This is a genomic window from Streptomyces solicavernae, assembly GCF_029968095.1.
Taxonomy (GTDB): Bacteria; Actinomycetota; Actinomycetes; order Streptomycetales; family Streptomycetaceae; genus Streptomyces; species Streptomyces solicavernae.
The window spans coordinates 13,231-38,255 of record NZ_JASCIR010000030.1 but is presented as its reverse complement, the minus strand read 5'-3'; the positions used below and the strand labels follow the sequence as shown (position 1 = coordinate 38,255).

17 protein-coding genes, 1 tRNA gene and 1 pseudogene are annotated in these 25,025 nt (G+C 73.9%); 12 read left to right on the top strand and 7 right to left on the bottom strand.

Annotated elements, in window-relative coordinates; all coding sequences use genetic code 11:
• The first annotated feature begins 111 nt into the window (after positions 1-111).
• The 4 genes from tmk to QIS99_RS25985 all read left to right on the top strand — a co-directional run bounded on the left by tmk (position 112) and on the right by QIS99_RS25985 (position 6,627).
• On the top strand, positions 112-3,399 hold the full coding sequence (gene tmk, locus QIS99_RS26000; RefSeq protein WP_282516081.1) for a dTMP kinase: 3,288 nt from the start codon (positions 112-114) through the stop codon (positions 3,397-3,399).
• Between the two features lie 152 nt (positions 3,400-3,551).
• The gene (locus QIS99_RS25995) at positions 3,552-4,757 is read left to right on the top strand and encodes a DNA polymerase III subunit delta' (RefSeq protein ID WP_282516080.1); all 1,206 of its coding nucleotides are present in this window, start codon (positions 3,552-3,554) and stop codon (positions 4,755-4,757) included.
• Positions 4,758-4,829: 72 nt separating this feature from the next.
• On the top strand, positions 4,830-6,377 hold the full coding sequence (locus tag QIS99_RS25990; RefSeq protein WP_282516079.1) for an alpha/beta hydrolase: 1,548 nt from the start codon (positions 4,830-4,832) through the stop codon (positions 6,375-6,377).
• Positions 6,378-6,550: 173 nt separating this feature from the next.
• A tRNA-Thr gene (locus QIS99_RS25985) sits at positions 6,551-6,627 on the top strand.
• 215 nt (positions 6,628-6,842) lie between these two features.
• Here QIS99_RS25985 and dapF read toward each other — a convergent pair.
• Together dapF and QIS99_RS25975 are read right to left on the bottom strand one after the other, a co-directional pair.
• On the bottom strand, positions 6,843-7,691 hold the full coding sequence (gene dapF / locus QIS99_RS25980) for a diaminopimelate epimerase (protein WP_282516078.1): 849 nt from the start codon (positions 7,689-7,691) through the stop codon (positions 6,843-6,845).
• A gap of 20 nt (positions 7,692-7,711) precedes the next feature.
• The gene (locus QIS99_RS25975) at positions 7,712-7,966 is read right to left on the bottom strand and encodes a hypothetical protein (protein WP_282516077.1); all 255 of its coding nucleotides are present in this window, start codon (positions 7,964-7,966) and stop codon (positions 7,712-7,714) included.
• Between the two features lie 116 nt (positions 7,967-8,082).
• Between QIS99_RS25975 and QIS99_RS25970 the strand changes: the two genes are divergently transcribed.
• Both QIS99_RS25970 and QIS99_RS25965 read left to right on the top strand, forming a co-directional pair.
• Positions 8,083-8,838 (top strand): GntR family transcriptional regulator, encoded by a 756-nt coding sequence (locus QIS99_RS25970; RefSeq protein WP_282516076.1) that lies wholly within the window; start codon positions 8,083-8,085, stop codon positions 8,836-8,838.
• Between the two features lie 104 nt (positions 8,839-8,942).
• Positions 8,943-9,836, top strand: coding sequence for a hypothetical protein (locus QIS99_RS25965; RefSeq protein ID WP_282516074.1), 894 nt, complete (start codon positions 8,943-8,945; stop codon positions 9,834-9,836).
• Between the two features lie 103 nt (positions 9,837-9,939).
• Here the strand turns inward: QIS99_RS25965 and QIS99_RS25960 are convergent, their stop codons facing one another.
• A complete protein-coding gene (locus QIS99_RS25960) occupies positions 9,940-10,992 on the bottom strand; it encodes a fatty acid desaturase (RefSeq protein WP_282516073.1) in 1,053 nt (350 codons plus the stop codon).
• Positions 10,993-11,219: 227 nt separating this feature from the next.
• Here QIS99_RS25960 and QIS99_RS25955 point away from each other — a divergent pair, with 227 nt between their 5' ends.
• Positions 11,220-13,274 carry a hypothetical protein gene (locus tag QIS99_RS25955; protein ID WP_282516072.1) on the top strand — a complete coding sequence of 685 codons (2,055 nt, stop codon included), beginning with the start codon at positions 11,220-11,222 and terminating at the stop codon, positions 13,272-13,274.
• Positions 13,275-13,325: 51 nt separating this feature from the next.
• Here the strand turns inward: QIS99_RS25955 and QIS99_RS25950 are convergent, their stop codons facing one another.
• Positions 13,326-15,167 carry a translation initiation factor 2 gene (locus QIS99_RS25950; protein WP_282516071.1) on the bottom strand — a complete coding sequence of 614 codons (1,842 nt, stop codon included), beginning with the start codon at positions 15,165-15,167 and terminating at the stop codon, positions 13,326-13,328.
• Between the two features lie 319 nt (positions 15,168-15,486).
• Here QIS99_RS25950 and QIS99_RS25945 point away from each other — a divergent pair, with 319 nt between their 5' ends.
• A complete protein-coding gene (locus QIS99_RS25945) occupies positions 15,487-16,071 on the top strand; it encodes a hypothetical protein (RefSeq protein ID WP_282516070.1) in 585 nt (194 codons plus the stop codon).
• Positions 16,072-16,287: 216 nt separating this feature from the next.
• On the top strand, positions 16,288-17,316 hold the full coding sequence (locus tag QIS99_RS25940) for an enoyl-CoA hydratase/isomerase family protein (protein ID WP_408909636.1): 1,029 nt from the start codon (positions 16,288-16,290) through the stop codon (positions 17,314-17,316).
• A 151-nt stretch (positions 17,317-17,467) separates the two neighbouring features.
• On the opposite strand, the gene QIS99_RS25935 is transcribed toward QIS99_RS25940, so the two are convergent.
• On the bottom strand, positions 17,468-19,219 hold the full coding sequence (locus QIS99_RS25935; RefSeq protein WP_282516069.1) for a bifunctional 3'-5' exonuclease/DNA polymerase: 1,752 nt from the start codon (positions 19,217-19,219) through the stop codon (positions 17,468-17,470).
• Between the two features lie 215 nt (positions 19,220-19,434).
• On the opposite strand from QIS99_RS25935, the gene QIS99_RS25930 reads away from it, so the two are divergent.
• From QIS99_RS25930 to QIS99_RS25920, 3 genes are all read left to right on the top strand, one after another.
• On the top strand, positions 19,435-20,274 hold the full coding sequence (locus QIS99_RS25930; RefSeq protein WP_282516068.1) for a nitrilase-related carbon-nitrogen hydrolase: 840 nt from the start codon (positions 19,435-19,437) through the stop codon (positions 20,272-20,274).
• 212 nt (positions 20,275-20,486) lie between these two features.
• Positions 20,487-21,605: a DUF2786 domain-containing protein gene (locus QIS99_RS25925; RefSeq protein ID WP_282516118.1), complete on the top strand. Its 1,119-nt coding sequence runs from the start codon at positions 20,487-20,489 to the stop codon at positions 21,603-21,605.
• A gap of 95 nt (positions 21,606-21,700) precedes the next feature.
• Positions 21,701-24,211 carry an FUSC family protein gene (locus QIS99_RS25920; RefSeq protein ID WP_282516067.1) on the top strand — a complete coding sequence of 837 codons (2,511 nt, stop codon included), beginning with the start codon at positions 21,701-21,703 and terminating at the stop codon, positions 24,209-24,211.
• A 23-nt stretch (positions 24,212-24,234) separates the two neighbouring features.
• On the opposite strand, the gene QIS99_RS25915 is transcribed toward QIS99_RS25920, so the two are convergent.
• Both QIS99_RS25915 and QIS99_RS25910 read right to left on the bottom strand, forming a co-directional pair.
• The gene (locus tag QIS99_RS25915) at positions 24,235-24,768 is read right to left on the bottom strand and encodes a hypothetical protein (protein ID WP_282516066.1); all 534 of its coding nucleotides are present in this window, start codon (positions 24,766-24,768) and stop codon (positions 24,235-24,237) included.
• Between the two features lie 56 nt (positions 24,769-24,824).
• A pseudogene (locus QIS99_RS25910) lies at positions 24,825-24,962 on the bottom strand (30S ribosomal protein S14); the annotation flags it as partial.
• Between the last annotated feature and the right edge of the window lie 63 nt (positions 24,963-25,025).

Here is a 25,025-nt window from a genome sequence, read left to right as displayed (position 1 = left end):
CTCGTTCGGTCCGCCCCGCCTTCGTTTCCGCGGCCGTGTTGCCTTGATCGCATCCGGCCGTATGTTCGGCCGGGCCCCCGGTTTGTCAGTCGTTCCCGATAGGCTGACGGGATGACGCGTGCCGAGCAGCCAACGGTCGTGAGCCACGACCCCGACGACGCCCTGGTCGCCGACTCCCGGGAACGCGCCGTCCGCGCACTCCTGCGCAACCCGCCGCTCAAGCGGCTGTGGAGCGCACACCTCGTGGGCAGTGTCGGCGACGCACTCGCGCTTCTCGTCCTCGTCGTCCTGGCACTTCAGGCGGCGGTCGCGGAAGGCGCGTTCGGGAGCGGCTACCGCGGGGCGGCCTTCGCCGTCGCGGCGGTCTTCGGCGTGCGCGTCCTCGCCACGCTGCTGTTCGGAGCGGTGCTGCTCGGCCCGCTCACCTCGCTGACGTCAGGATCCGGGGGGAGCGCAGCGAGTTCGAACAAGAGTGGTGGCGGGCGCCGGGCGGGCGGTCCGCTCGACCGCCGCTGGACGATGATCGTGGCCGACGGCCTGCGCGCCGCGCTGCTGATCATCGCGCCGCTGTGGATCGACTGGACGCCCGACAACGCCCTGGCCGCGCTGCTGGTCAGCGGCTTCGTCATCGGTGTCGCCGAGCGATTCTGGGCCGTGTCCCGGGAGAGCGCCGCGCCCGCCCTGCTGCCCGCGCCGCCGCCCGAGGGCGCCACGGTGCGGCCGCTGCCGGACCACCTGGAGGCGCTGCGCCGACTCTCCCTGCGCACCGGTTTCATCGCGCTGCCGCTCGCCGCGCTCGCCCTGCTCGCCGTCACGCTGATCGGCAACCTGCTCGGCGCCGGGATCGACTGGTTCGCGCTGCACCAGGTCGCGCTCGCGTCGTACGTCGCGGCCGGGCTGTTCGCCGCCTCGCTCTCCGTCGTGTACTTCCTGGAGCTGCCCGACGCGCAGACACCGCGCGCCCGTTCGCCGTTGGAGGGGCTGCGCCGCCCGAAGACCGCCTCCGGTGTGGACAAGGGCCGCACCAACGCCGCCCCGCTGCTCGTGCTCGCCTGCGCGGCGGTCGCCGGCGCGATCGCGGCCGCCGTCGCCGTGGCCGTGCTGCACGCCGTGGACCTGGACGGCGGTCCTGTGCTCTTCGGCCTGTTCGTGGCCGGCCTGACCGGCGCCACCGTCGTCGGCATCCGCTCCGCGCGGTCCGTGCTGCCCGCCCTGTCGCGCCGCCGGCTGCTCGCGCTCGCCGTCGCGGTGACGGGCATCGGCCTGCTCGCGGCCGGCCTGGTCCCCGACTCCACCACGGTCCTGCTGCTCGTGACACTCTCCGGGTACGCGGCCGGGGTCGCCGCCCACACCGGGCACGCGCTGCTCGACCTGGAGGTCGAGGACCACCGCCGCGCGCGGACCACCGAACATCTGCAGGCGGTCGTACGGGTCCTGGTCGCGCTCGGGGCGCTCTCCGCACCGCTGCTCGCCGCGGTGATCGGGCCGCACCGGCTGGAGAGCGGCAAGTTCGTGTTCGCGCACGGCGGGGCCGCGTTCACCATGATGCTGGCCGGTGCGCTGCTGCTGCCCGTCGCTGCCCTGGTCCTCGCCAAGACCGACGACCGCTCCGGGGTGCCGCTGCGGCGCGACCTCGGTGAGGCGCTGCGCGGTGCCGAGCCCGAGCAGGCGCCCGCGCGCACCGGCTTCTTCATCGCCCTGGAGGGCGGCGACGGCGCGGGCAAGTCCACGCAGGCCGAAGCGCTCGCCGAGTGGATCAGGGCCAAGGGCCACGAGGTCGTCCTCACGCGCGAGCCCGGCGCGACCCCGGTCGGCAAGCGGCTCCGCTCGATCCTGCTCGACGTCTCCTCGGCCGGGCTCTCGCACCGCGCGGAGGCCCTGCTGTACGCCGCTGACCGCGCGGAGCACGTCGACACGGTCGTACGGCCCGCCCTGGAGCGCGGCGCCGTCGTGATCACCGACCGGTACATCGACTCGTCGGTCGCCTACCAGGGCGCCGGGCGCGACCTCTCGCCGACCGAGATCGCCCGCATCTCGCGCTGGGCCACGGACGGACTCGTACCGCATCTGACCGTGCTGCTCGACGTCTCCCCTCAGACCGCGCGGGAACGGTTCACCGAGGCCCCCGACCGCCTGGAGTCGGAGCCCGCCGAGTTCCACGCGCGCGTGCGCTCCGGTTTCCTCACGCTCGCCGCCGCCGACCCGGGCCGCTACCTGGTGGTGGACGCGGGCCAGGAGCCGGAGGCGGTCACCACCGTCGTACGCCACCGTCTCGACCAGATGCTGCCGCTCTCCGACGCCGAGGTGACGGCGCAGGAGGAGGCCCGTAAGGCGGCCGAGGAGGAGGCCCGGCGCAAGGCCGAGGAAGAGGCCGCGCGCAAGGCCGAGGAAGAGCGTCTGGAGCGCGAGCGGCAGGAGCAGCTGGCCAAGCTGCGCGCCGAGGAGGAGGAGCGCAAGCGGCGCGAGCTGGAGGAGGCCCGCCGACGCGAGGCCGAGCGCCAGGCCGAGGAGGCCAGGCAGCGCGCCGAGGAGGCCCGCCGCCTCGCCGAGGAGGAGCGCAAGCGCCGCGAGGCCGAGGAGAAGGTGCGGGCCGCCGAGGAGGAGCGCCGCCGCACTCAGGCCGAGGAGGAGGCCCGGCTGCGCGCCGAGGCCGAGGAGCGCCGCCTGGACAAGCAGCGCAAGGCCGAGGAGGCGCTGCTCCGCGCGGAGGAGGCCCGCCGGGCGACGGCGTCCGGCCCTTCGGGTTCGGCGCAGGGGCAGGGGCAGGGGCAGGCGCAGGGGCCGCAGCGCGACGCGGGTACGACCTCCGGTTTCGGCAGCCCCGCCAACTCCGCCTCCGGCACAGGCACCGGCTTCGCCTCCGGCACAGGCACCGGCTCCGCGTCCGGCACCGCCTCCGACAACGAGGCCACGCTGCAGACGCCGATCGTCCGGCCGCAGTCGTCCGGCGGGACCGCCGCGGACGCGGACTCCGACGCGACCACGGTCCTTCCGGTGGCCGGCGGCGCCGACTCCGAGGAGACCGCCGTCCTGCCGCAGCCCCAGCCCCAGCCGTCGGCCCCGCAACCCCAGCCGTCGGCCCCGCAGGGCGCAGCCGACGAGACGACCGTGATGCCTCGGGTGCGGGACGCCCACCCGGCCGACGCCCCGGCGGACCGCGCGCCGCACGGCATCTTCCGCGACGAGCAGCCCGGGCCGTCCGCCGGCTCGGACAACGAGCGCACCGCCGAGCTCCCGCAGGTCGATCCGAACGCGCTCCCGCCGCGCGCCGCCCGCCCCCGGCCGGACTGGGCGGAGGAGACCCCGCTCGACGACCTGCCGACGCTGGCGGACGAGCTGCTCGGCCCGCGGGAGGACGACGGCGAGGGACGGGGCGGGAAGCGCCGAGGGCGGCGGTGACCGGAGTCTCCGGTGAGGGGCGGTGGGCGCGTACGTGCGCCTGCCGCCCTTCCGTGTAGGCGGGGCCGGGCCGGGCTCGGGCTCGATTGTCAGACCTCTGCTCCACAATGGACGTCGCAGGGTCAGGCAGCAGGAAAGGCAAGGGGGGCGCCATGCCCGTATGGGACGACCTGGTCGGACAGGAGCGCGTCGCGGCGCAGCTCGACGCCGCCGCCCGGGACGCCGACGCCCTGGTGACCGCCGAGGCCACCGGCGAGACGGTGGCCGACGCCTCCAAGATGACGCACGCCTGGCTGTTCACCGGCCCGCCCGGCTCGGGCCGCGCCACCGCCGCGCGCGCCTTCGCCGCCGCCCTCCAGTGCGTCAGCCCGGACCGCGCCCTCGGCGGAACCCCGGGCTGCGGCTTCTGCGACGGCTGCCACACCTCCCTGGTCGGTACGCACGCGGACGTGGAGGTCGTGCGCACGGACCTGCTCAGCATCGGCGTGAAGGAGACGCGCGAGCTCGTCCGCCGGGCGCAGCTCTCGCCCGCCGGCGGCCGCTGGCAGGTCATCGTCCTGGAGGACGCCGACCGCCTCACCGAAGGCGCGGGCAACGTCCTCCTGAAGGCCGTGGAGGAGCCCGCCCCCCGCACGGTCTGGCTGCTCTGCGCGCCCTCCCTGGAGGACGTGCTGCCCACGATCCGCTCCCGCTGCCGCCACCTGACGCTGCGTACGCCCTCGGTGGAGGCGGTCGCCGACCTGCTGGTCCGCAGGGACGGCATCGAGCCGGACGTCGCGGCCGCCGCCGCTCGCGCCACCCAGGGCCACATCGACCGGGCCCGCCGCCTCGCCACCGACGAGCGGGCCCGCGCGCGCAGGGCGGCCGTCCTGAAGCTGCCGATGCGCGTGGAGGAGATCGGCGGCTGCCTGAGAGCGGCGCAGGAGCTGATCGACGCTGCGGCGGAGGACGCCAAGCAGGTCGCCGAGGAGGTCGACGCCAAGGAGACCGAGGAGCTGAAGGCGGCGCTCGGCGCGGCACAGGGCGGCCGCATGCCGCGCGGCACGGCGGGCGTGATGAAGGACCTGGAGGACAAGCAGAAGCGCCGCAGAACGCGCACGCAGCGCGACAGCCTGGACCTCGCCCTGGTCGACCTCACGGCCTTCTACCGCGACGTCCTCGCGCTGCAGCTCGGCTCCCAGGTGGCCCTCGCCAACACCGAGGTGAGCGACGCCCTCGACCGGATCGCGCACAGCAGCTCGCCGGAGACCACGCTGCGCCGCATCGAGTCGATCGCCGCCTGCCGTACGGCACTTGACCGGAACGTGGCCCCGCTGCTCGCGGTGGAGGCGATGGCGGTGTCGCTCAGACGCGGCTGAGGCGGGCGTCCCGCCAGCTGGATGCGACCACGGAATGTGCGTGCCCGACCACCCTCCGGATACGCTCCCCGGATGGGAACCAGGCTCCGCATCATCCGCGCAGGCGGCTCGCTCCTCACGGTCGTCGCCCTGCTGGTCTCGGGCTGCTCGTCCGGGAGTTCCGGAAGCACGCCGTCCGACGACACGGAGGCCGCGCTCCCGACGCAGACGCCGAAGGAGCTCCAGCCCTACTACGACCAGAAGTTGAGCTGGCGCGACTGCGGTGTGCCGGGCTTCCAGTGCGCGTCGATGAAGGCCCCGCTCGACTACGAGAAGCCGCAGGAGGGGGACATCAAGCTCGCCGTCGCCCGCAAGAAGGCCACGGGCCCCGGCAAGCGGCTCGGCTCCCTGCTGGTCAACCCGGGCGGCCCGGGCGGCTCGGCCATCGAGTACCTGCAGTCGTACGCGGCCATCGGGTACCCGGAGCCGGTCCGCGCCCGCTACGACATGGTGGCGGTCGACCCGCGCGGCGTGGCCCGCAGCGAGCCCGTCGAATGCCTCGACGGCAAGGCGATGGACGCGTACACGGAGACTGACACCACGCCCGACGACCAGGCGGAGACCGACCTGCTCGTCGCCGCGTACAAAAAGTTCGCGCAGGGCTGCGAGCAGAAGTCCGGCGAGGTGCTTCCGCATGTCTCGACGGTCGCCGCGGCCCGCGACATGGACGTGCTGCGCGCGGTGCTCGGCGACAAGAAGCTCCACTACGTGGGCGCGTCGTACGGAACGTTCCTGGGTGCGACGTACGCGAGCCTCTACCCGACGCGGACCGGGCGGCTCGTCCTCGACGGGGCGATGGACCCGTCGCTGCCCGCGCGGCAGATGAACCTGGAGCAGACGGAGGGCTTCGGGACGGCGTTCCGGTCCTTCGCCGAGGACTGCGTGCGCCGCAAGGACTGCCCGCTCGGCACCGGCACACCCGAGGAGGCCGGTGAGCGCCTGAAGGAATTCTTCCGCTCCCTGGACAAGAAGCCCATCCCGACCGGCATGGGCCGCGAGCTCGGCGAATCCCTCGCCACGACCGGGGTGATCGCCGCGATGTACGACGAGGCGGCCTGGTCCCAGCTGCGCGACGGTCTCGCGACGGCCATCGAGGACAAGGACGGCGCGGGCCTGCTGTTCCTCGCCGACAGCTACTACGAGCGGGACGGCGACGGGACGTACGGGAACCTGATGTTCGCCAACGCAGCCGTGAACTGCCTCGACCTGCCGCCCGCGTTCACGTCGCCGGAGGAGGTGGAAAAGGCCCTGCCGGAGTTCGAGAAGGCCTCCCCGGTCTTCGGCGAGGGCCTCGCCTGGGCCTCGCTGAACTGCGCGTACTGGCCCGTCCGCGCCACCGGCGAACCGCACGAGATCCACGCCGAGGGCGCCGCCCCGCTGCTGGTGGTCGGCACGACCCGCGACCCGGCCACCCCGTACAAGTGGGCCGAGGCCCTCGCCGACCAGCTGGACACGGGCACCCTCCTCACGTACGACGGCGACGGCCACACGGCGTACGGCCGCGGCAGCACCTGCATCGACTCGGCGATCAACCGCTACCTCCTGGAGGGGAAGGTGCCGGCGGACGCGAAGAAGTGCTGATGGGCCCCTATGAGCCCCGATGAGCCCCGGCGAGGCGGCGCCGGGGCCCGGCCGAGCCCCTGGCCGTGGCCCCGGCCGGGGGTGGTCATGGGCACCCGTTTCAACCCTGTAGACTTGGCGCCGCTGCTGATGCGAACCTCTTCCCACGGGAGGAGACCTCACTCCCGCAGCCTGCCGCCTTAGCTCAGATGGCCAGAGCAACGCACTCGTAATGCGTAGGTCTCGGGTTCGAATCCCGAAGGCGGCTCCACTGGAACCCCAGGTCGCGTTGATCGCGACCTGGGGTTCTGTGTTTTCGCTTGGCAGATGTCGATCAACCAGCTGCTGCATCTTCTGAGGGCATGAGATGTGGACGGTCAAATGGGCCATGCCTGATGACCACGGCCACAGCCACAGCCACGGCCATGGCCAAGTTCAGGGCCACAGCCACGGCCACGGCCAAGTTCAGGGCCACAGCCACGGCCATCAAGCATCGGCATGAGCCGTGAGGAATCCGGACACGGTCAGTACCGTCGGGCCGGTCAGCGTGTGGGAGCCGTCGGGCAGTACCCGTACGTGAAGGGTGCCGCCGGGGGCGTCGACGCGGTACTTGCCGTCGCGCGGACGGTGGCCGGTCCGGTGGGCCGCCGTGACGGCCGCGCAGGCTCCGGTGCCGCAGGCCGGGGTCTCGCCGACCCCGCGTTCGTGCACCCGGAGCGAGAGATGGCCGGGGGCGAGGACGCGGACGAACTCGACGGTGACGCCCTGCGGCGGGCGCGGGGTGACGGCCGGAGGGGAAGCGAGGGAGCCGGGGTGGGCGAGGTCGTCGACGAAGGCGACGGCGTGCGGATTGCCGACGTCGACGTACCGCGCGGGCCAGCAGCGCCCGTCGGCGGTGACCGTCAACGCGCCGTCGCCCAGCGGCAGGTGAGGTTGTCCCATGTGGACGGTGACGTCGCCGGTGGGCTCGGCGTCGGCGATGTCGACGGTGCGCAGGCCGACGCGGGTGGCGAGGGTGAGGCGGCCGGGGGCGCTGTGGCCGTGGTGGGTGAGGTGGCGGGCGAGGACGCGCATGCCGTTGCCGCACATCTCGCCGAGGCTTCCGTCGGGGTTGCGGTAGTCCATGAACCACGTGGCCCGGCCTGCGTACGGGTGGGCCTCGGGCGAGCGTGCGCAGCGGACGGCGCGCAACAGGCCGTCGGCCCCGATGCCGGTCCGGCGGTCGCACAGGAGCGCTGTCGAGGCCGGCGTGAGGTCGGCCCGGTCGTCGGGGTCGTGCAGCACGAGGAAGTCGTTGCCCGCGCCGTTGCCCTTGGTGAAGGGGATGGGGGCCACCGCGCTCTCCGGGTGGAGCCTCATGCCGTCCCAGGCGCGTCGAAGCGTGTCCAGGCCACCTGGCCGACGGCGGTGTCGGTCAGGCCGTAGCTGCTGCCCAGGTCGAGGACGGCGAGCAGGTCGTCCCAGCGGGCGGCGAGGGCGGGCGTGACGGGCAGTTCCAGGCGGATCGCCCCGTCGGCTTCGCTGTGCAGGCGTGGTGGGTGGCCGGCCAGGTCGTTGAGGGCGGCGTAGGCGCGCAGGACGTCGGGGGGCGGTGCTGACGCTCCGGACATCACCCTCCGAACCCTCCGAACCCTTCGGTCACCGTACGAGATTCTGGTTAACCAGATTTTAGGCGGTGGGTTAAATTGTCAAGCCCGTGAAGTTGACCTTGCAGGTGAGGAGCAGCATGGGTGCATCCGGATCGGCGAGTCCGGCCCCCTACCTGCGCGTTGCGCAACTGCTGCGCGACCGTGTTGCGGACGGCGTCTGGGCCGTCGGCGACCGGCTGCCCTCCCGGGCGACTCTCGGTACGGAATTCGGCGTCGGCGACAACGTCGTGCGCCGCGCGCAGGAGGCGCTGATCGAGGAGGGCCTGCTTGAGGGGCGGGCCGGTTCCGGAACCTTCGTCCGGGCGCCTCGCGAGCGTCGCGTCCTGCGTCGTACGAGCACGGACATGGCGACGCCCGCGCCGGCCGGGTTCACCGGCACCTGGGAGTCGCGCAGTACCGCGAAAGTCCCGGCCGGCCAGGAGACCGCGGCCAGGCTCGGGATCGGTCAGGGCGACCTGTGCGTGGTCACCACGTACGAGTTCTTCACGGAGGCCCAGCCGGTTCTGCTGGCGGTCTCGTGGGAGCCGATGGCCGTCACCGGGGGCAGCCCCGTCGTTCTGCCCGAGGGGGGACCGCTCCGCGGGCGGGGCGTTGTCGCGCGTATGAGGCACCTGGGCATCGCGGTCACCCGAGTCGTCGAAGTCCCGCACCCGGTGCGGCTCGACCGCGACCAGGCGCAGCTGCTCGGCCTGGCGACCGGCGCCCAGGCCACGCTCATCGAGCGCACCCACTACGCCGAGGACGGCCGCGCGGTGGAGACCGCCGACTGGGTCGTGCCGGGCGATCTGTGGGAGATCAACTACGCATTCGCCCCGACCTCGCCCGGAGCCTGAAGCGTCCCGCCTGAGCGCGGGGAGGCGCAGGGGAGGGTAGGGCAGGGCAGGGGGCGCAGCGGAGGGGCAGAGGGTGCGCGACACAACGTATCGAGGGGGAACTCATGGCTCAGCGGCCTGACTTGATGACGCGGATCATCGACGCACTCAACAACAAGGCGCTCAGTGCCTTGATCGGCATCGTCTCCTTGGCCGCGCCCGTGGCGGCCTGGGTCGTCGGGCACGTCAACCTGGTGCTGCTCGTTGTCGGGCAGGAGGCGCTGATCCTCTTCTTCGTGGTCACCCGCCTGTGGTCGGACAGGACCCACATTCGGCTGCGTCGTACGAACAGCATCGAGGCCATGGACAACCCGCCCTTCTACGACCGGATCCGCTCGCAGGTCGAGAGGTCGCTGACCACCGAGTACCGGAGGATCGCGGACGGGTATCTCACCGTCAACGGGCCTGCTGTGCCCCTGACTTCGGTGATGCTCGTCGACGCTCTCATCGCGACGGAAACCCAGCCGCAGCGGATCCTGGCCGTCGACCGGACGACCGATCCGCACGTGCTCACCGGGCGCCGCGAGTACCTCGACGCCAACCGCCGGTTCATCGACTCCGGCGGGCGCATCGACCGGCTGTTCGTGGTGCGGCGCCAGGACCTCGTCGACGAGGACTTCGTACGCCCCCTGCTGAAGCTGATCGACCACCATCAGGAGCTCGGTGTCATCTGTGGCCTGGCCGTGCGTGAACATCTGCGCCAGCAGGACACCGTCGACACGGTGGTGTTCGGCGACGCGGCCGTCCTCATCGAGGACGAGCAGGGCGACGCGGCGTACACCCAGGGGCGTTCCACCGTCTTCTTCAAGGGGATCGAGGGCTACTCCGAGGGTTGCACCCGGGCTTGGGAGCACGGCTTGGGTGCGACCACAGCTCTGCGCACGTACCGGGATGCGGTCCGTCCCCTGATGGACGCCTGGGACCCGCAGCAGGCCGCCGACGTCGTCGAAAGCCTCTGAACCGGCAGGCCCTACGAAAGCCTCGGCACCGGCAGACCCCACGAAAGCCTCGAAAGCCTCGGCACCGGCAGGCCTACGACAGCCTCTGAACCGGCAGGCCGCCCTACGGAGTCAGGCTCCCCTGCCGCCCGCCGCGTGCGGCCACCCCTGCCGAGGCCTCCCGCTCCCCGGCCAGAGCACGACGATGCCGCGCAAGCAGCGAGCCCGACCCGAGCAGGAGGGCCGCCGGAGTGCAGTGCGGGGGCGCCAACTCCCGCTCCACCGCGGGCAGGTAGTTCCACCGTACGGCGGGGTGGGCGGAGTGCGCGTAATGGTGGAGGTCGCCGTACGGGAGCCAGGTGACCGCCGCCACGGCCGCCAGAACCGGACCCTCCGGGTAGAGGCGCAGGCAGCGACCCGCCTCGATCTCGGCCCGGCTTCCGGTGCGACGCTGCGGGTCGAACCAGGTGTGTTCCCCGAGCAGGGACAGCCAGGCCAGCTGGGGATACAGCCACAGCCGGGGCACGATCACCCCGGCCACGAGCCCGGTCCAACCGCCCACCGCGTACGCGGCCACCGCCACCAGCACCACCGCGGCGGCCCGCTCGGGGCGGGCGAGGCTCTGCCCGAGACCGCTGACCGTGTCCCGCAGCCCGCGAAGCGTCAGCGGGTGGACCGCCGCACGCGTCACCGCGCCCCGCGCCGCACCGGGCACGAGGCCGGCGGCCCGCAGTTCCTCAAGGTTCGGATCGACCCCGCCGACGGTCGCGTTCGGGTGGTGGTCGCGTACGTGCCGGGTCCTGCGCTCGGACACGGGCCCCAGCGCCATCGGCAGGTGAACGAAGACCTCCGCCAGCATCACGTTGGCGCGGCGGCCGCGAGCCAGCACACCGTGTACCGCGAAGTGGCTGATCTCCTGCAGGTGTCTGAAGTGCACCCCGACCGCCACCGCGGCGAGGACGGCCAGTAGCGGCTCGACCCCGGCCAGGAGCCACCAGCCCGCTATCTGGATCCACTCCCCGGCCAGCAGGAGTGCCGGCACCCAGACCGTCGCGCGCGTCCGCTGCAGGGACATGGCCTCGGCCGCCGTCAGCGTCCTGGGCTTGCGCAGGTGACGGACTCGGTCGAGCTGCCGGAGCAGGAGCCCGACGACGATCAGGGCTATGGCTGCAGACATGGGTGTCCCGTGGGGGAGGTGGTGGAGGAGGAGCGGCGACGGACGGAGTGCAACCGAGAGTGTAATTAGTCCACCAGTTCTACGGTGGGGTTCGGCGGGGATGGCTGGATCGGGATGACTGGATCGGGATAGCTGGATCGGGATGACTGGATCGGGATGGCTGGATCGGGGATGGCTGGACCCCAGTAACCTCGGCGTCATCGTCAGCAGCGCTGTCAGGGGGACGTATGAGGGTCGAACTTCCGCCGGAGCCGGTGTACTTCGTGAATCGGGACGAGGAGAAGGCGCGGGCCTTACGGGCCGTCACGGAGTGGCAGGGGCGGGCGCGGCCGCTGATTCTCGCGCTGCGGGGACCGGCCGGGCTGGGGAAGACGGAGCTGGCGGGCGTCCTGGCCCGCAGCCAGCTGGAGCGGTTCCCGCACGGAGTGCTCTCGGTCGATCTGGACGACTTCCGGCTGCGCGGCGTGGCCGACCCGGGGGAGGTGCTCGAACAGCTGCTGCGCTCGCTCGGGGTCGAATCCGCCTTGGTGGAGGCGCAGTTCAGGGCGCGGAGCAAGCAGTACTGGAGCCTGACGCGCGACCTGCGATTCATCCTGGTCGTGGACAACGTCCGCTACGCATCCGAGTTGGAACCGCTCCTTCCGGCCTCCGGCGGCTGTGTCGTCATAGCGGCCGGCCACGGTCCGCTGCGTGAGCTGGAGGGCGGGGCCGTGGACCTCCCGCTGCCGCCGCTCGGCGAGCGCGCCGCGACGGAGCTGATGGAGTCGATCGTCCGCAGCTCCCGGCCGACCGCCGGCCAGGAGGACGTACGCGCCCTGGTGCGGCTCTGCGAAGGGCTGCCGATGGCGCTGCACGTCACCGGCAAGTGGGTGCGCGCCTCCCCGCTGCGGCCCTTGCCGCGGCTTGTCGAGGAGCTGCGCGGGGAGTTCGACGAGCGGGGCGTGGATGGCGTCGAGCACCTCTGGAACACGGTGTACGAGGACCTGTCGCCGCCCGCCGCACTGCTCTACCGGCTGCTGCCGCACCACCCCGCCGCCACCTTCACCGTCCCCTCGGCGACCGCGCTGCTCGGCCTCGGCGAGGACTCCTGCACGCAGGCGTTGGAGGAGCTGGACCGGGTCGGCTTCCTCGATCTGCAACGGGCCGTGACGGAGGGGCTTCCGCTCCGCCTGCCGGGTCCGCTGCGCGCGCACGCCCTGCGCCGGTCGCGACGCGACGCCACGGAGCGGGAGGTCACCGAGGCGCGTACGCGCATCCTGCGCTGGTTCGTACGACAGGCGCAGCTGGCCGACCGGTATGCCGCGGGCGAGCGCCTGACCGTGGCGGACCGGTACGAGGAGGTGCCCGGCGCGCCGGACGTACCACTGGACGATCCGCGGGCCGCGCACGGCGCCGAGCGGGAGGCGCGGGTCGCACGGGCGGCGCGCTGGCTGTACGAGGAGCGGCACGCGCTGTTCGCCTGCGTGCGGACGGCCCATGCGTACGGGAGGGACGCCGAGGCGGTCGCGCTCTCCGAGCCCTTGTGGACGTACGCGCTCGATCACCCGTACCAGCCGGAGGTAGTCGAGGTGTTCCGGCATGCCGTCGAGGGGGCGGTGCGGGACGGTCGGCATGCGGCCTGGATCGCCCGCACGCGGTGTCAACTGGCGCGCCCGCTCTGGGAGTCGGGGCGGTTCGAGGAGGCGGAGCGGGAGCTGAGTGCGGCCGCGGCCGCACTCCGGTTGCTGGGAGACGGCACCGAGGACCGCAGGCTGACCGCCTCGGTGACCGAGTTCCAGGGGATGCTGAGCGGCGCGCGCGGTGCATGGGCCGAGGCCGCCGCGTACTTCGTCCGCTCCCGTGACATCCACCGCACCCTGACCGGATCCGACTACGGCGTGATGCTGCAGACGTACCGGCTGGGCGAGGCCCGGTGGAAGCTGGGCGAGACCGAGGCCGCGCACGAGCTGCTTTCGGACGCGCACGCACGGGCCGTCAAGCTGGAGCGGCAGCGGATGACGGGGCGCACGGCGTTCGCGCTGGCCGGTGTCGAGCGGGAACTCCGTGGGGCGGCGGCCTGCACGGACGAGGAACCGGAGGCCGGGGTTCGGCGGCTGGGCCGGGCGCGTGAGCTGTACGAGCAGGCCCTCGCGAGTGCGCGTGGCCGCCGGTCCGGGTTCGATCAGGCGCGGATCCAGGACGCGCTCGCCGCACTGGCCGAGGAGGACGGGCGCGGTGCGGATGCCGCTGAGCACCGTGAGGCGGCGCATGCGATCCGGCGACGGAACGGGCTGGTGGATTAGGCGGGTGGGTTGGGACGCGTGCATTGAGGCGCGTGGTTTGAGGCGTGTGGATCAGATGGTCTGGCTGCGTTCGGGCGGTGTGGCGGCGCGGATTCGGAGGCGGAACTGGCGCTTCCCGACCAGGCAGTTGAGCTCATCGCCCGCTGCGGGTGCGTCCGGCGAGGCATGCACGGCGGATGCGGCCAGGGCCGGGTCGATACGGGCGATCCGGCCGCCGTCCTCGGCGTGCGGCCCGGCCTCGACGGCGTACGTCTGGTCGTGCGCGCGGGCGCGCAGCAGGCAGGCGCCGGCCGGCAGGAGAACGGCGGCGGTGCGGCAGCCCGGGTACGAGTCGAGGGCGTGCCGCAGCCAGCCCTCGGCCGACCAGGCCAGACCGGGCGCCGCGGGTTCGGAGGCGTACCGGTAGAGGAGGCCCGCGGAGCGGATCAGGGGCTCGCTTGCGGCACCGTATTCCGCGGCGAGGTGATGGCCGGGCGGGCCGAGACCGGCGGGGTGACGGGTGAGACGGACGACCCGGGGCGGTCCGGGGTCGGCGGGGCCGCCGGATTCCACGACCCCACCGGTAATCCCGTCCGCGGTCCCGTCCGCGGTCCCGTCCGTGATCTCCGCGTGGACGTCGATCCCCGCGTGGACGTCGAACGCTGCGTGGACGTCGAACGTCGCGTGGACGTCGAACGCCGCCGGTGAGCGGGGCGGCGCCGCTGTCGGGTCCGAGAGGGGTACGGGCAGCGGGCGCGGTGGGGTGCGGCCGGTGCTGGTGGCCGGTGGGGTGAGGCCGAGGAGGGCGTACAGCTCCTCGCGCAGCCGGGCCGTCGCCTCGCCCGGGTACGCGAAGGCCGCCTCGGCGGCGGCCCGGCCGATCCCGGGGTCGTAGGCGCGCAGGGCGCTTTCCACCTGCCGCAAGGTGTCGGCGGGGGCGCCGGTCTCGTCGAGCTTCAACTCCGGTGCCCGGCCGAGGAGTACGTGCATGGGGCTGCCCGGAATCAGCTCGCCGCTGAGACGGCTCCCGTACGCGCGGTCGTGGACGCCGATGACCGGCCGTGCGTCGCCCGGCGGCTGGGCGGCGGCGAAGTACAGCGCGGCCGAGCCGTGGTCGGTGACCAGGGCGTCCGCGGCGAGGAGGACGGCGGCCCACTCCTCGCGCGGGCGGGCGAGGACGAGGCCCGCGTCGAGTGCGGGGGCGAGCCGTTCGGCCAGCTCGTACGCGCCGAGCCGGCTCCATTCGTTGGGGTGGACGATCAGGGCCAACTGGTAGGAATCGTACGGGAGATGGGCCGCGAGCCGGGCGGGCAGTCCGGGGTGGCGGTGGAGCAGGGAGTCGGGGCCCCAGGTCGAGGCGAGGGCGAGGAGGGTGCGGGGGCCGGTGCCGAGGGCGGTCCGGTAGCGCTCGCGGAGCGGGCGGGAGGCGAGGAGGCGGTCGAGGGTCGGGTCGCCGATGACTTGGGCGGCGCGGGCGGCCTGCGGGTCGGTGGCGGCGAGGCGGTCGAGCTGGTCGGGGTGGGCGAGGGCGTGGAGCGCTGTCGGGGCGGCGCCGCCGGGGCGGGTGCGGCGCAGGAAGGCGGGGTCGAGCCCGGACGCCGAGTCCGCGGAACCCTCGTACGGGAGGGCCTTGTTGAAGCCCGCGCCGTGGGGGAGGAGGACGTGCCGGCCGTGGAGCAGTTCGAGTGCGCCCTTCGGGCTGGCGGTGACGATCAGGTCGAAGGTGCGGGTGCGGGCCTCTTCCCAGGGGACGAGGCGGCCGCCCGCCGCGTCGATGGCGGCGAGAGCGTCGATGCCGAATTCGGAGCCGGGTACGAGGGTGAAGAGGCGGGTGATCCGTTCGTCACCGGCGAGGGCGGGTGCGGCGTCGAGCAGCCGGTGGAGGGCCACGGCGGACCTGGCGGCGAGAAGCACGACACGGCGCTCGCCCGTCGCCCGTCGCCCGTCGCCCGTCGCCCGTCGCCCGTCGCCCGTCGCCCGTCGCCCGTCGCCCGTCGCCCGTCGCCCGTCGCCCGTCGCCCGTCGCCCGTCGCCCGTCGCCCGTCGCGTCGATTCTACCGTGGAGCGGTCCGTGAGGTGGGGCGTTCTCGCAGGTCAGGGCGGGTTCTTCGGGGTCGTCCGGCGCCATGTCCCGATCGTACCGCCGCCGTGGGGGCGTACGGCCGGGAGTGATCTCTGACGCACCTGTGGGGAGCGGAGGGTGGGGCGGTGGGGGCGTGGTGAGGATGGGCCCATGACTGAGGTGTGGGTGGGGGTGATCGCTGCCGTGGCGGCGCTCGGGGGCAGTTTCGTGGCCGGATGGTTCGGCCACAGTGCGGGTGCCCGGCAGGCGGAGGCGGCACGGCATGCGGGAGACCGGCAGGCGGAGGCGGCGCAGCATGCGGGGGACCGGCAGGCCGATGCGCTGCTTGAGTCGGTACGCCTGACGATCCGGGCGGAGGCGCGGCAGCGTGCGCTCGCGCTTCGGCGCCAGGTGTACGGAGAGTTCCTGGTGGCCGCCGAGGCCGCGATGCTGGCGGAGCGGACGGGACGCGGTGGGCCGGACGACTCGGTGCGGCTGCAAGGGGCGCTCGGCGCGGTGGTACTGGAAGGCCCGGCGGAGGTGTCCGCGGCTGCTCGGCTCGTGGTCGACGGTCTGCGTCGGCATGTGCGGCCCGATGAACTGGCCGATGCGCGGGACGAGTTCGTGGCGGTGGCGCAGCGCGCGCTGATCGATCCGGCGGCCGACGGAGGGGCGGCCGACGGCGGGCCCGCGGGCGGAGGGCTGGCCGACGCAGGGCCCGCGGACGGAGGGTCCGCCCAGGACCACCAGGGCTAGTCTCCCGGCGCCGAGCCGCCGTCGGGGCGGTACGCAGGCGGTACGCAGGGGTGCAGGCCGAGGGGGCGTGGTCCGGGGCTGCGAGGTGCCGACTACGCTCGGCCGCAGGTCACGCGGAGCAGCCGGGGTCGTACGGGACTGCCCTGCGGGGCACGCGTGTCGAGGGGCGAGGTGGCTGAGGTGGCTGAGGTGTCCGAGGTGGCTGAGGTGTCCGAGGTGTCCGAGGCGGAGGTCGTCCGGGAGGTGCGCGGCAGCGCCGGGTGGCTCACCCTGAACCGGCCGCGCGCCCTGAACGCCCTGACGCATGACATGGTCCGCCTGATCGACGCGGCCCTCGCGCGCTGGGAGCGGGACGAGCGGATCGCGTACGTCGTACTGGACGGCGCGGGGGAGCGCGGCCTGTGCGCGGGCGGCGACATCCGCGCCGTCCGGGACTCCGCGCTGACGGACGAGGGGGCGGCGGCGCGCGCGTTCTGGCGGGACGAGTACCGCCTGAACGCCCGCATCGCGCGCTTCCCCAAGCCGTACGTCGCGCTCATGGACGGCATCGTCATGGGCGGCGGCGTCGGGCTGTCCGCGCACGGCGGGGTGCGGATCGTCAGCGAGCGGTCGCGGGTCGCGATGCCGGAGGTGGGCATCGGGTTCGTGCCGGACGTCGGCGGCACGCATCTGCTCGGTCGCGCGCCGGGCGAGCTCGGCACGCATCTCGCGCTCACCGCCGACGCCATGACCGGCGCGGACGCCGTGCACTGCGGGTTCGCCGACCACTTCGTGCCCGCCGAGCGGCTGCCCGAGCTGCGCGCGGCGCTCGACGGACGCCAACTCGCCGACGTGCTCGCGGAGTTCGCCGCGCCCGCTCCGCCGTCCCCGCTTGCGGAACAGCGGCCGTGGATCGACGGGTGCTACGCCGCCGGAACCGTCGAGGAGATCGTCGACCGGCTCGTCGACCACGGCGAGCGTCCCGCGAAGGAGGCGGCCACACGCATCCTCGGCCACTCGCCGACCGCGGTGAAGGTCACCTTGGAGGCCGTACGCCGGGCCCGCGCGCTCGGCACCCTCGACGCGGTGCTCGACCAGGAGTACCGGGTCTCCTGCGCGGCGCTCGCCGGAGCCGACTTCGTCGAGGGCGTACGCGCCAAACTCGTCGACAAGGACGGCGAACCGCGCTGGTCGCCGGGCACGCTGGGTGAGGTCGCTTGGGCGGAGGTGGAGCGGCACTTCACCATCAGCCCGTCCGGCGCTTGAGGACGAGCCCGCAGGGCGGTCAGTCGAGCCCGCAGGGCGGTCAGCCGAGCCCGCAGGGCGGTTAGTCGAGCCCGCAGGGCGGTCAGTCGAGCCCGCAGGGCGATCAAGGGTGCCCAAGTCGACCGTGCCCGGGCCGACTGCGTAAGCCCTCTCACTTCGCGTCCGCATAGCACTCCACCACCGCCGTGCTGAACGGAAACCGCACCCGCGTCTCGCCGAAGACCGTCCGGGCCGCTTCGAGCGAGGCCGCGCCGATGGCCTCGACGACCGCCTCGGCCTCCTCCTGCGGGCAGTGCACGATCACCTCGTCGTGCTGGAAGAAGACCAGCTCGGCCGCCAGGTCCGCGGTGGCCCGGCGGAGCGCCGCCAGCAGCACGAGCGCCCAGTCGGACGCGCTGCCCTGGACGACGAAGTTCCGGGTGAAGCGGCCGCGCGCGCGGGAGTTGGTGGACGCGTACCCCGGCACCCACTCGTCCGGCTCCGCCGAACCGCCCGCCGACCGGTCCGCCGCCTCGCCCGTGCCGCCGCCCCCGCGGTCCGTGCCCTGGCCGCCCTCCTCCGGCGGGACCGGAATCCCTGCCTCCCCCTGCTCCTCGGCCCCCGCCGCGGCCGGGCTCGTCCGGCCCAGCCAGGTGCGGACGAGGCGGCCCTCCTCGCCGGCGCGGGCCGCCTCGTCCACGTACGCCACCGCGCGCGGGAAGCGGCGGCGCAGCAGGGCGAGGTTCTTCAGGCCGTCACCGGATGTCTGGCCGTAGACCGCGCCGAGGACCGCGAGCTTGGCCGCGTCCCGGTCGCCGGAGAAGGCGCGGTCGGACACCGCCTGGTAGAGGTCGTCCGCGCGGGCCGCGACCTCGGTGAGGCCCGGGTCGCCGGAGACCGCCGCGAGCACCCGGGGCTCCAGCTGGTCGGCGTCGGCGACGACGAGCCGCCAGCCCGGGTCGGCGACGACCGCGCGCCGGATGACCTTCGGGATCTGCAGGGCGCCGCCGCCGTTGGTCACCCAGCGCCCGGTGACGGTGCCGCCCGGCAGGTACTCGGGGCGGAAGCGGCCGTCCCGCACCCAGTCCTGGAGCCAGGACCAGCCGTGCGCGACCCAGATGCGGTACAGCTTCTTGTACGCCACCAGGGGCCGCACCGCCGGGTGGTCCAGCGTCTCGATCTCCCCTCTGCGGGTCGACCTGATCCGGATCCCGGCCTGCGCGAACGCCTTGATCACGTCCGCCGGGAGGTCGGGCCGCACCCGCCGCCCGAACGCCGCCGACACCTCGTCCGCCAGCTCGGCCAGGCGGCGCGGCTCGCCCCCGCCCGCGTACCGCTCGCCGAGGAGTTCGCGCAGCACCTGCTTGTGGACGTCCGCGCTCCAGGGCAGCCCGGAGGCGTTCATCTCGGCGGCGACCAGCATGCCCGCCGACTCGGCCGCGGTGAGCAGCCGCATCCGGCCGGGATGCAGCGCCCGCTCGTGCCGCCGCAGCTGGTCCGCGTACACCTCAAGCAGCCCCTCCAGCGGTACGTGAACAGGGCCCGGCTCGAAGAGGGAGGACTGCGAGCCGGGTTCGGCGGCGCGCTGCGGCGGGTCGGGAGGCACCGGGCGGTCGTGCAGGCGGGCCCGGGCGGCGGCCGCGGAGCGGGGTTCGCCGAGGCGGCCCTCGTGGGCGAGGAGAAGCTGCTCGGCGTCCTCGATGTCGTAACACCGCTCCACCCGGACCCCGGCCGCCAGCAGCCGCGGGTACACCTCGGCGGTCGAGCGCCACACCCAGCGGTAGACCTCCGGGCGGGCGCGCACGGCCGTCACGAGGTCCGGCTCGCGCACGGCGTCACCGAGCGGCCGCCCGGCCCCGTCGACGGGGACGAGCAGCGCTCCGCGGCCGTCGTCGGCCAGGGCCAGGACCCAGCGTTCGCTCACAGATGCGAGTCTTGCAGCCGCCACTGACAACGCCCCCGAGCTGCTCCGACCGTACGGTAGAAAAGGCACAAAGAGCGTCGAAGTCATACGAACCGGTTCGCGGTGCTCAAGGCGGAGGTGTCTGAGGAGTCTGAGGGGTCGGAAGAGCCGGAGGAGCCGGAAGAGCCGGAAGAGCCGGAAGAGCCGGAGGAGTCGGAGGAGTCGGAGGAGACCGTATGCGTGTGGCCCTGGCCCAGACGGACTGTGAGCTCGGCGAGGTCGACGCGAACCTCGCGGCCGCCCGCGACCAGATCGGGCAGGCCGTGGCCCAGGGCGCCGACCTGGTCGTCTTCCCCGAGCTGAGCCTGCACGGCTACCACCTGGGCGGGCTGCGTCGGGACACCTCCGTCGAGGCGCGCGACCCGCGCCTGCTCGACCTGTCCACCCTCGGGGCCGACGTCCTGGTCGGCCTGCACGAGCACACCAGCCTGCGCGCGTACAACACCTCCGCGTACTTCAGCGAGGGCGCGCTCCTGCACGCGCACCGCAAGCTCTATCTGCCCAACTACCTGGCCTGGGAGGAGCGCAAGCACGTCAGCCCCGGCCAGTCCCTGCGCGCGTACGACCTGCCGGGCGGGCACGGGCGGGCGGCGACGCTGGTCTGCAACGACGCCTGGCAGCCGGTGCTGCCGTGGCTCGCGGTGCAGGACGGCGCGGAGGTCATCGTGGTCCCCACCAACAGCGCCGCGAGCCTCGACCCGGAGGCCATGGACACCGGCCTCTACTGGGACACGCTGCTCTCGTACACCGCGAAGATGCTGCAGTGCTGGGTGGTGTTCGTGAACCGCGTGGGCAACGAGAACGGGGCCACGTTCTGGGGCGGTTCCCGGGTCGTCGACCCGCGCGGCACCGTCGTCGCGCAGGCCCCCAAGTGGGAGCCGGCGCTGGCCACCGTGGACATCGATGTGCACGAGGCACGGCGGCAGCGGCGCGCGGTCCCGCTGGTCGCGGAGGCCCGCCTGGGTCTGGTGGACCGCGAGGTGCGGCGCCTGATCGACGAGGGCGGCGACAGCTGACGGGGCCGCCACTGGCAGGGGGGCGAGGACGCGCGGCTATCGTGGACGGCTGCCCACGCGCGCGTGGGGAGTGATTGCGGGAGGGAATTCGGGAGGGACTCATGCCGGACGCGACAGACGCGACAGACGCGACGGACGCGACGCACGCGACGCACGCGACGCACGCGACGGACGCGACAGGCCCGACGGACGCGACAGGCCCGACGGACGCTGTGGAGCGCGCCTTCGCCGCCGCCCTGTACGCGGACGGCGACGACGGCGTGGACACCGGCGCCGCCCTCCTCACCGCGAACCCGGCACACGCGCGGGAGGCGGAGCGCCGCGGCGAGGAGTTCGTACGCAGCGCCTGGCAGCGCGGCTGGCAGCCGGCCGACGTGATCCGTACGGTCCGCCGTGAGCTGACGGAACAGCACGCGACGGTCGCGGCCGAGCTGATCCGCCGGGAAATCCGGCGCTACAAGAGTGAGCCCGCCGGCCTGCCCCCGCGCTGGCAGGACCAGCTGGACGAGCTGCCCGGACCGGCACCGCGCGGGGACCGATTTCTGTACGCCGGCGCCCTGTTGGAGCTGTACCGGCTGCTGCTTCGCCTGCCCGCCCTTGAGCCGGTCGGCCCCGCACCCGGAACCCCCGTGCACGCGCGCGTGGGGCACGCCGAGCCCCGGACGCCGGCGCGGATCCGGGCGCTGCTCGCCAAGGCCGAGGCGACCGGCTACCCCGAGGAGGCGGAGGCGCTCACCGCGAAGGCCCAGGAGCTGATGGCCCGCCACGGCGTCGACGAGGCCCTGCTTGCCCACCGCACGCACACGCCGGACACCCCGGCCGCCCGCCGGATCGGCGTGGCCGCCCCGTACGAGTCGGCCAAGGCGATCCTCCTGGACGCGGTGGCCACGGCGAACCGCTGCCGCGCGGTGTGGAACGAGGCGTTCGGCTTCTCGACGGTGGTCGGGTTCGACACCGACCTGGACTCGGTCGAGTTGCTGCACACCTCGCTGCTCGTCCAGGCCACGGCCGCGATGACGAAGGCGGAGGCGGCCCAGCGGGCGGGCGGCCGTAAGCGTACGAAAACGTTCCGGCAGTCCTTCCTGCTCGCCTACGCCCACCGCATAGCCGCCCGCCTCGACGAGGCCGCCGACCACGGCACGGCGGCGGCCCGGGACGAGGCGGGCGCTGCCGCGGCCGACCTGCTGCCCGTCCTCGCGGCCCGCGACGTGGCGGTCACGAACCGGACCGACGAGATGTTCCCGGAGACGACCAGCACCCGCGTCCGCTCGGCCCAGGACGCGGCCGGCTGGCACGAGGGCACGGCCGCGGCGGACCGCGCCGGCATGTGAGCCCCGGCCAGGGAGCCCTGCGTACCGCCGCACAAAGATCACTCCCGACCCCTCCTCACCCCCTCTCACCCCCTCATCCGACGTATCCTCGCGACGTGAGCTGGCTGCGAGCGCTGAAGGAGACCGCCCGCTCGGGCCTGAAGGTCGAGCGGCGCCGCCTGGAGCCCCTGATCACCGTCCGGGCCGGCGCGGGCCTCGCGATCGTCGTCGGCGTCAGCCTCTGGCTGTTCGGCCCGGCCGTCGCCGCCAGCTCCGCGTTCGGCGCGTTCCAGGCGGCGATCGCGACGTTCCAGCGCAGCTGGCGCCCGCGCCCGGTGCTCGCCCTCGCCTCCGGCGTCAGCCTGGGCATCAGCACGTTCCTCGGCTATCTCACCGGCACCCATGTGGTGCTGTTCCTCGCGCTGCTCGCCCTGTGGACCTTCCTCGCGGGCCTGAGCTGGTCGGTGGGGCCGACGGTCGGCATCATCGCGGCCTCGAACGTGGCGATGATGCTGGTCACGATCACGCTGCCGACCAGCCTCCCGGCAGCCGCGGGCCACGCCGCGATGATCGCCGCGGGCGGCCTGGTGCAGGCGCTGCTGATCGTGTTCTTCCCGGTACGCCGCTGGGGCGCCCAGCGGGACGCGCTCGCCGACGCCCTCGCCGCCGAGGCCGACTACGCCCGCCGCCTGCGCCAGGACCCGGAGGCGCCCTTCGACCCGGCCCCGCTGATGGCGGCCAGGGACGCGGCCACGGTCACCCCGCGCCAGGCCCGCCGCCGCCCCGTCGAACTGCACGGCGCCCGCGGCCTCGCCGAGCGCATCCGCCCGGTCCTGGCCTCGCTCGCCGACCCGGCCGTCGGCGTACCCGCGGAGGGCGTGGAGCGCGACCGGGTACGGGAACTCCTCGCCGCGGCCGGTGAGGTGCTCGACGCCGCGGCCCGCGCGATCCGGCACGGCGTACCTGCCGGGCTGCCGCCCGCCGCGCTCGCCGCCCTGCGCACCCCGGACACCGGCGCGATCCTCACGGGCCCGCCGCACCGCGCGGCCGGCCGCCTCGCCGCCCTGCTCGACGACGTGATCGAGACGGCCGACCCGCCGAGCTCGATCGCCGGCCGCCGCTCCCTGAGGTCCATGCTGTCGACGATGGCCGGCCACCTCCCGCCGACCGTCAGCAACCACCTCCCGCCGACCGTCAGCAACCACCTCCCGCCGACCGTCAGCAACCACCTCCCGCCGACCGTCAGCAACCACCTTCCGCCGGCGGTCACCGAGCCACAGACAGCCGACCCGAAGTCCGCGGAGACCCCCGACGCGCCCGTCGGCCCCGCCGTCACCGGCACCACCCCCCTCCCCGCCACCCCCAGCTCCTCCGACACCCAGCCCATCACCCTCTCCCGCCCCACCGTCCCCGAGCTGGCCCCGGTCGCCGCCCGCAAGATGCGCGTCGAACTGGCGCAGAGCACAAGGGAGTCGGCGATCAAGCGGCACGCGTTCCGTGTCACGGTCGTCGCCGTCGTCGGCTACCTGATCGGCCAGGCCCTGCCCCTCGGCCACGGCTACTGGGCGCCGATGGCCTCCGTGATGGTGATGCGCCCGGACTTCTCGCAGACGTACGGCCGCGCGGTCGCCCGCTTCGGCGGCACCCTCGTCGGCGTCGCCGTGGCCACCGGGGTCGTCCAGCTCACCGACCCGGGCCCGGTCCTCTCCGGCGCCCTGGCGGTGATCTGCGCGGCGCTCACGTACCTCCTGATGAGCACCGGGTACGCCGTCTCACAGGTGACGATCTCCGCGTACGTCGTGTTCCTGCTCGGCATGGGCGGCACCGAGTGGACCCAGACCGTGCCGGAGCGCGTCGTGCTCACCCTGGTCGGCGGCGTCCTGGCGATGCTGTCGTACGCGGTCTACCCGGCCTGGGAGACCCCGCGCCTGCGCACCCGGCTCGCGGACTGGCTGGTCGCGGGCGGGAGTTACGCCGCGACGGTCGTGCACCACTACGCCGAGCCCGTGGGCCGGCACAGCACCGGTGTGCGGGAGACCCTGCTGGCCATGCGGGACGCCAGGATCGCCTGGCAGGACGCGGTGGAGCGGGCCGAGGACGAACCCGTACGGCACCGCGGCCTGTCCCGCGCGGCGACCGAGGACGCCGGGCACGCGCTCGCCGAGATGGCCCGCGTCGCGATGCTGATGGAGGCCCACCTCCCGGAGCGCGGCACCACCCCCGTACCGCCTGCCGCGCTGCTCGCCGCAGCCCTGCGCGAGACCACCGAGCGAGCCGCCAAGGACGTGCGCGAGCGGCGCGTGCCCGACTGGGAGTCGGTACGGGAAGTGCTGCGCGACTGGGACGGCGAGGGCCTGCCCGACCGGGTGGTGCGCCGCGGCGGCCGCCTGCTCCTCGAATCCCTCGACGAGCTCTCCGAGTCCCTGGACACCGCGGCCCCGCGCGAGCCCGCCGAGACCGGGCGGGAGCGCGGGCAGGACCAACAGGAACCCCGGCAGGACCAGCAGGAATCCCGGCAGGGCAAGCCCGGACCCCGGCAGGGCAAGCCCGAACCCGGGCTGGACCAGCAGGAATCCGTCCGTGACGACAGCGGGCCGCAGTCCCCGGAGGGAACCGCGGCCCGCTGAACGACCCTTGCGGGGCGGTGGGTTCAGCTCTGCGGGATGCCCTGCGGCAGGTCCGTCGGCATGCCCTCCGGCAGCTTGCCCTCGTCCGTCTTCCGGAACTCGTCGACGCCGACGCCTTCCCAGGCGACGGTCAGCGAAGTGGCGTCCACGGACTCGACCTTGCCGGTCTCCCGCTCGCCGCCGCCCTGGCACTTCAGGTCGATCGCCGTGGCAGTGGCCGTGCCGACGCAGGTGGCGCCGGTCTTCTCGCCCTGGCCGAGCTCGCCGAGCACCGCCACCTTGCCGCCCTGCTGGACGGAGAGCACCACGGACTTGCCGCCGTTCACCGAGACCCACAGCCCGTCGATGCCGCCCTCGGCACCGGTCCCGGCGCCGGAGTCGCCCGTGTCGCCGGTGTCGTCCGAGCCGCCGCCGGTGGTGGTGTCCTTGGCGCCGTCCTCGGCCGCGGCGCCGTCGCCGCCCTTCCGCTTGCCGCCGTCGTCGCTGCTGCACCCGGTCAGGGCGAGGGCGGCGACAACCGCAGCGGCGGCGGCGCAGACGCGTACGTGCTTGATCATGTGAAGTCCCCCTGGACGGCTCGTGGTTCGTGTCGGGTCGACGAAGCCGGGCCAAGTTACCAGCACGTCTTGCGCACCCCGGGGAGATGTCCGGCGTGCGCTTGCTCACGCAGGTTCACCCGGGACAGCCCGAAGGCGCGCAGATGGCCGCGCAGTTCCCGCTGGGCGGCGAGGCGTTCGGAAGCGGCGGCACTCCGCGTACCGATTCCGTCGAGTACTGATTCCGGCGCGATTGGGCACACGTATTGACGCGCAGT

Bases quoted from the DNA above. Each gene is read 5' to 3' on its own strand.
- tmk (WP_282516081.1), top strand. From the start codon at position 112: ATGACGCGTGCCGAGCAGCCAACGGTCGTGAGCCACGACCCCGACGAC.
- QIS99_RS25995 (WP_282516080.1), top strand. From the start codon at position 3,552: ATGCCCGTATGGGACGACCTGGTCGGACAGGAGCGCGTCGCGGCGCAG.
- QIS99_RS25990 (WP_282516079.1), top strand. From the start codon at position 4,830: ATGGGAACCAGGCTCCGCATCATCCGCGCAGGCGGCTCGCTCCTCACG.
- QIS99_RS25975 (WP_282516077.1), bottom strand. From the start codon at position 7,966: ATGTCCGGAGCGTCAGCACCGCCCCCCGACGTCCTGCGCGCCTACGCC.
- QIS99_RS25970 (WP_282516076.1), top strand. From the start codon at position 8,083: ATGGGTGCATCCGGATCGGCGAGTCCGGCCCCCTACCTGCGCGTTGCG.
- QIS99_RS25965 (WP_282516074.1), top strand. From the start codon at position 8,943: ATGGCTCAGCGGCCTGACTTGATGACGCGGATCATCGACGCACTCAAC.
- QIS99_RS25960 (WP_282516073.1), bottom strand. From the start codon at position 10,992: ATGTCTGCAGCCATAGCCCTGATCGTCGTCGGGCTCCTGCTCCGGCAG.
- QIS99_RS25955 (WP_282516072.1), top strand. From the start codon at position 11,220: ATGAGGGTCGAACTTCCGCCGGAGCCGGTGTACTTCGTGAATCGGGAC.
- QIS99_RS25945 (WP_282516070.1), top strand. From the start codon at position 15,487: ATGACTGAGGTGTGGGTGGGGGTGATCGCTGCCGTGGCGGCGCTCGGG.
- QIS99_RS25930 (WP_282516068.1), top strand. From the start codon at position 19,435: ATGCGTGTGGCCCTGGCCCAGACGGACTGTGAGCTCGGCGAGGTCGAC.
- QIS99_RS25915 (WP_282516066.1), bottom strand. From the start codon at position 24,768: ATGATCAAGCACGTACGCGTCTGCGCCGCCGCCGCTGCGGTTGTCGCC.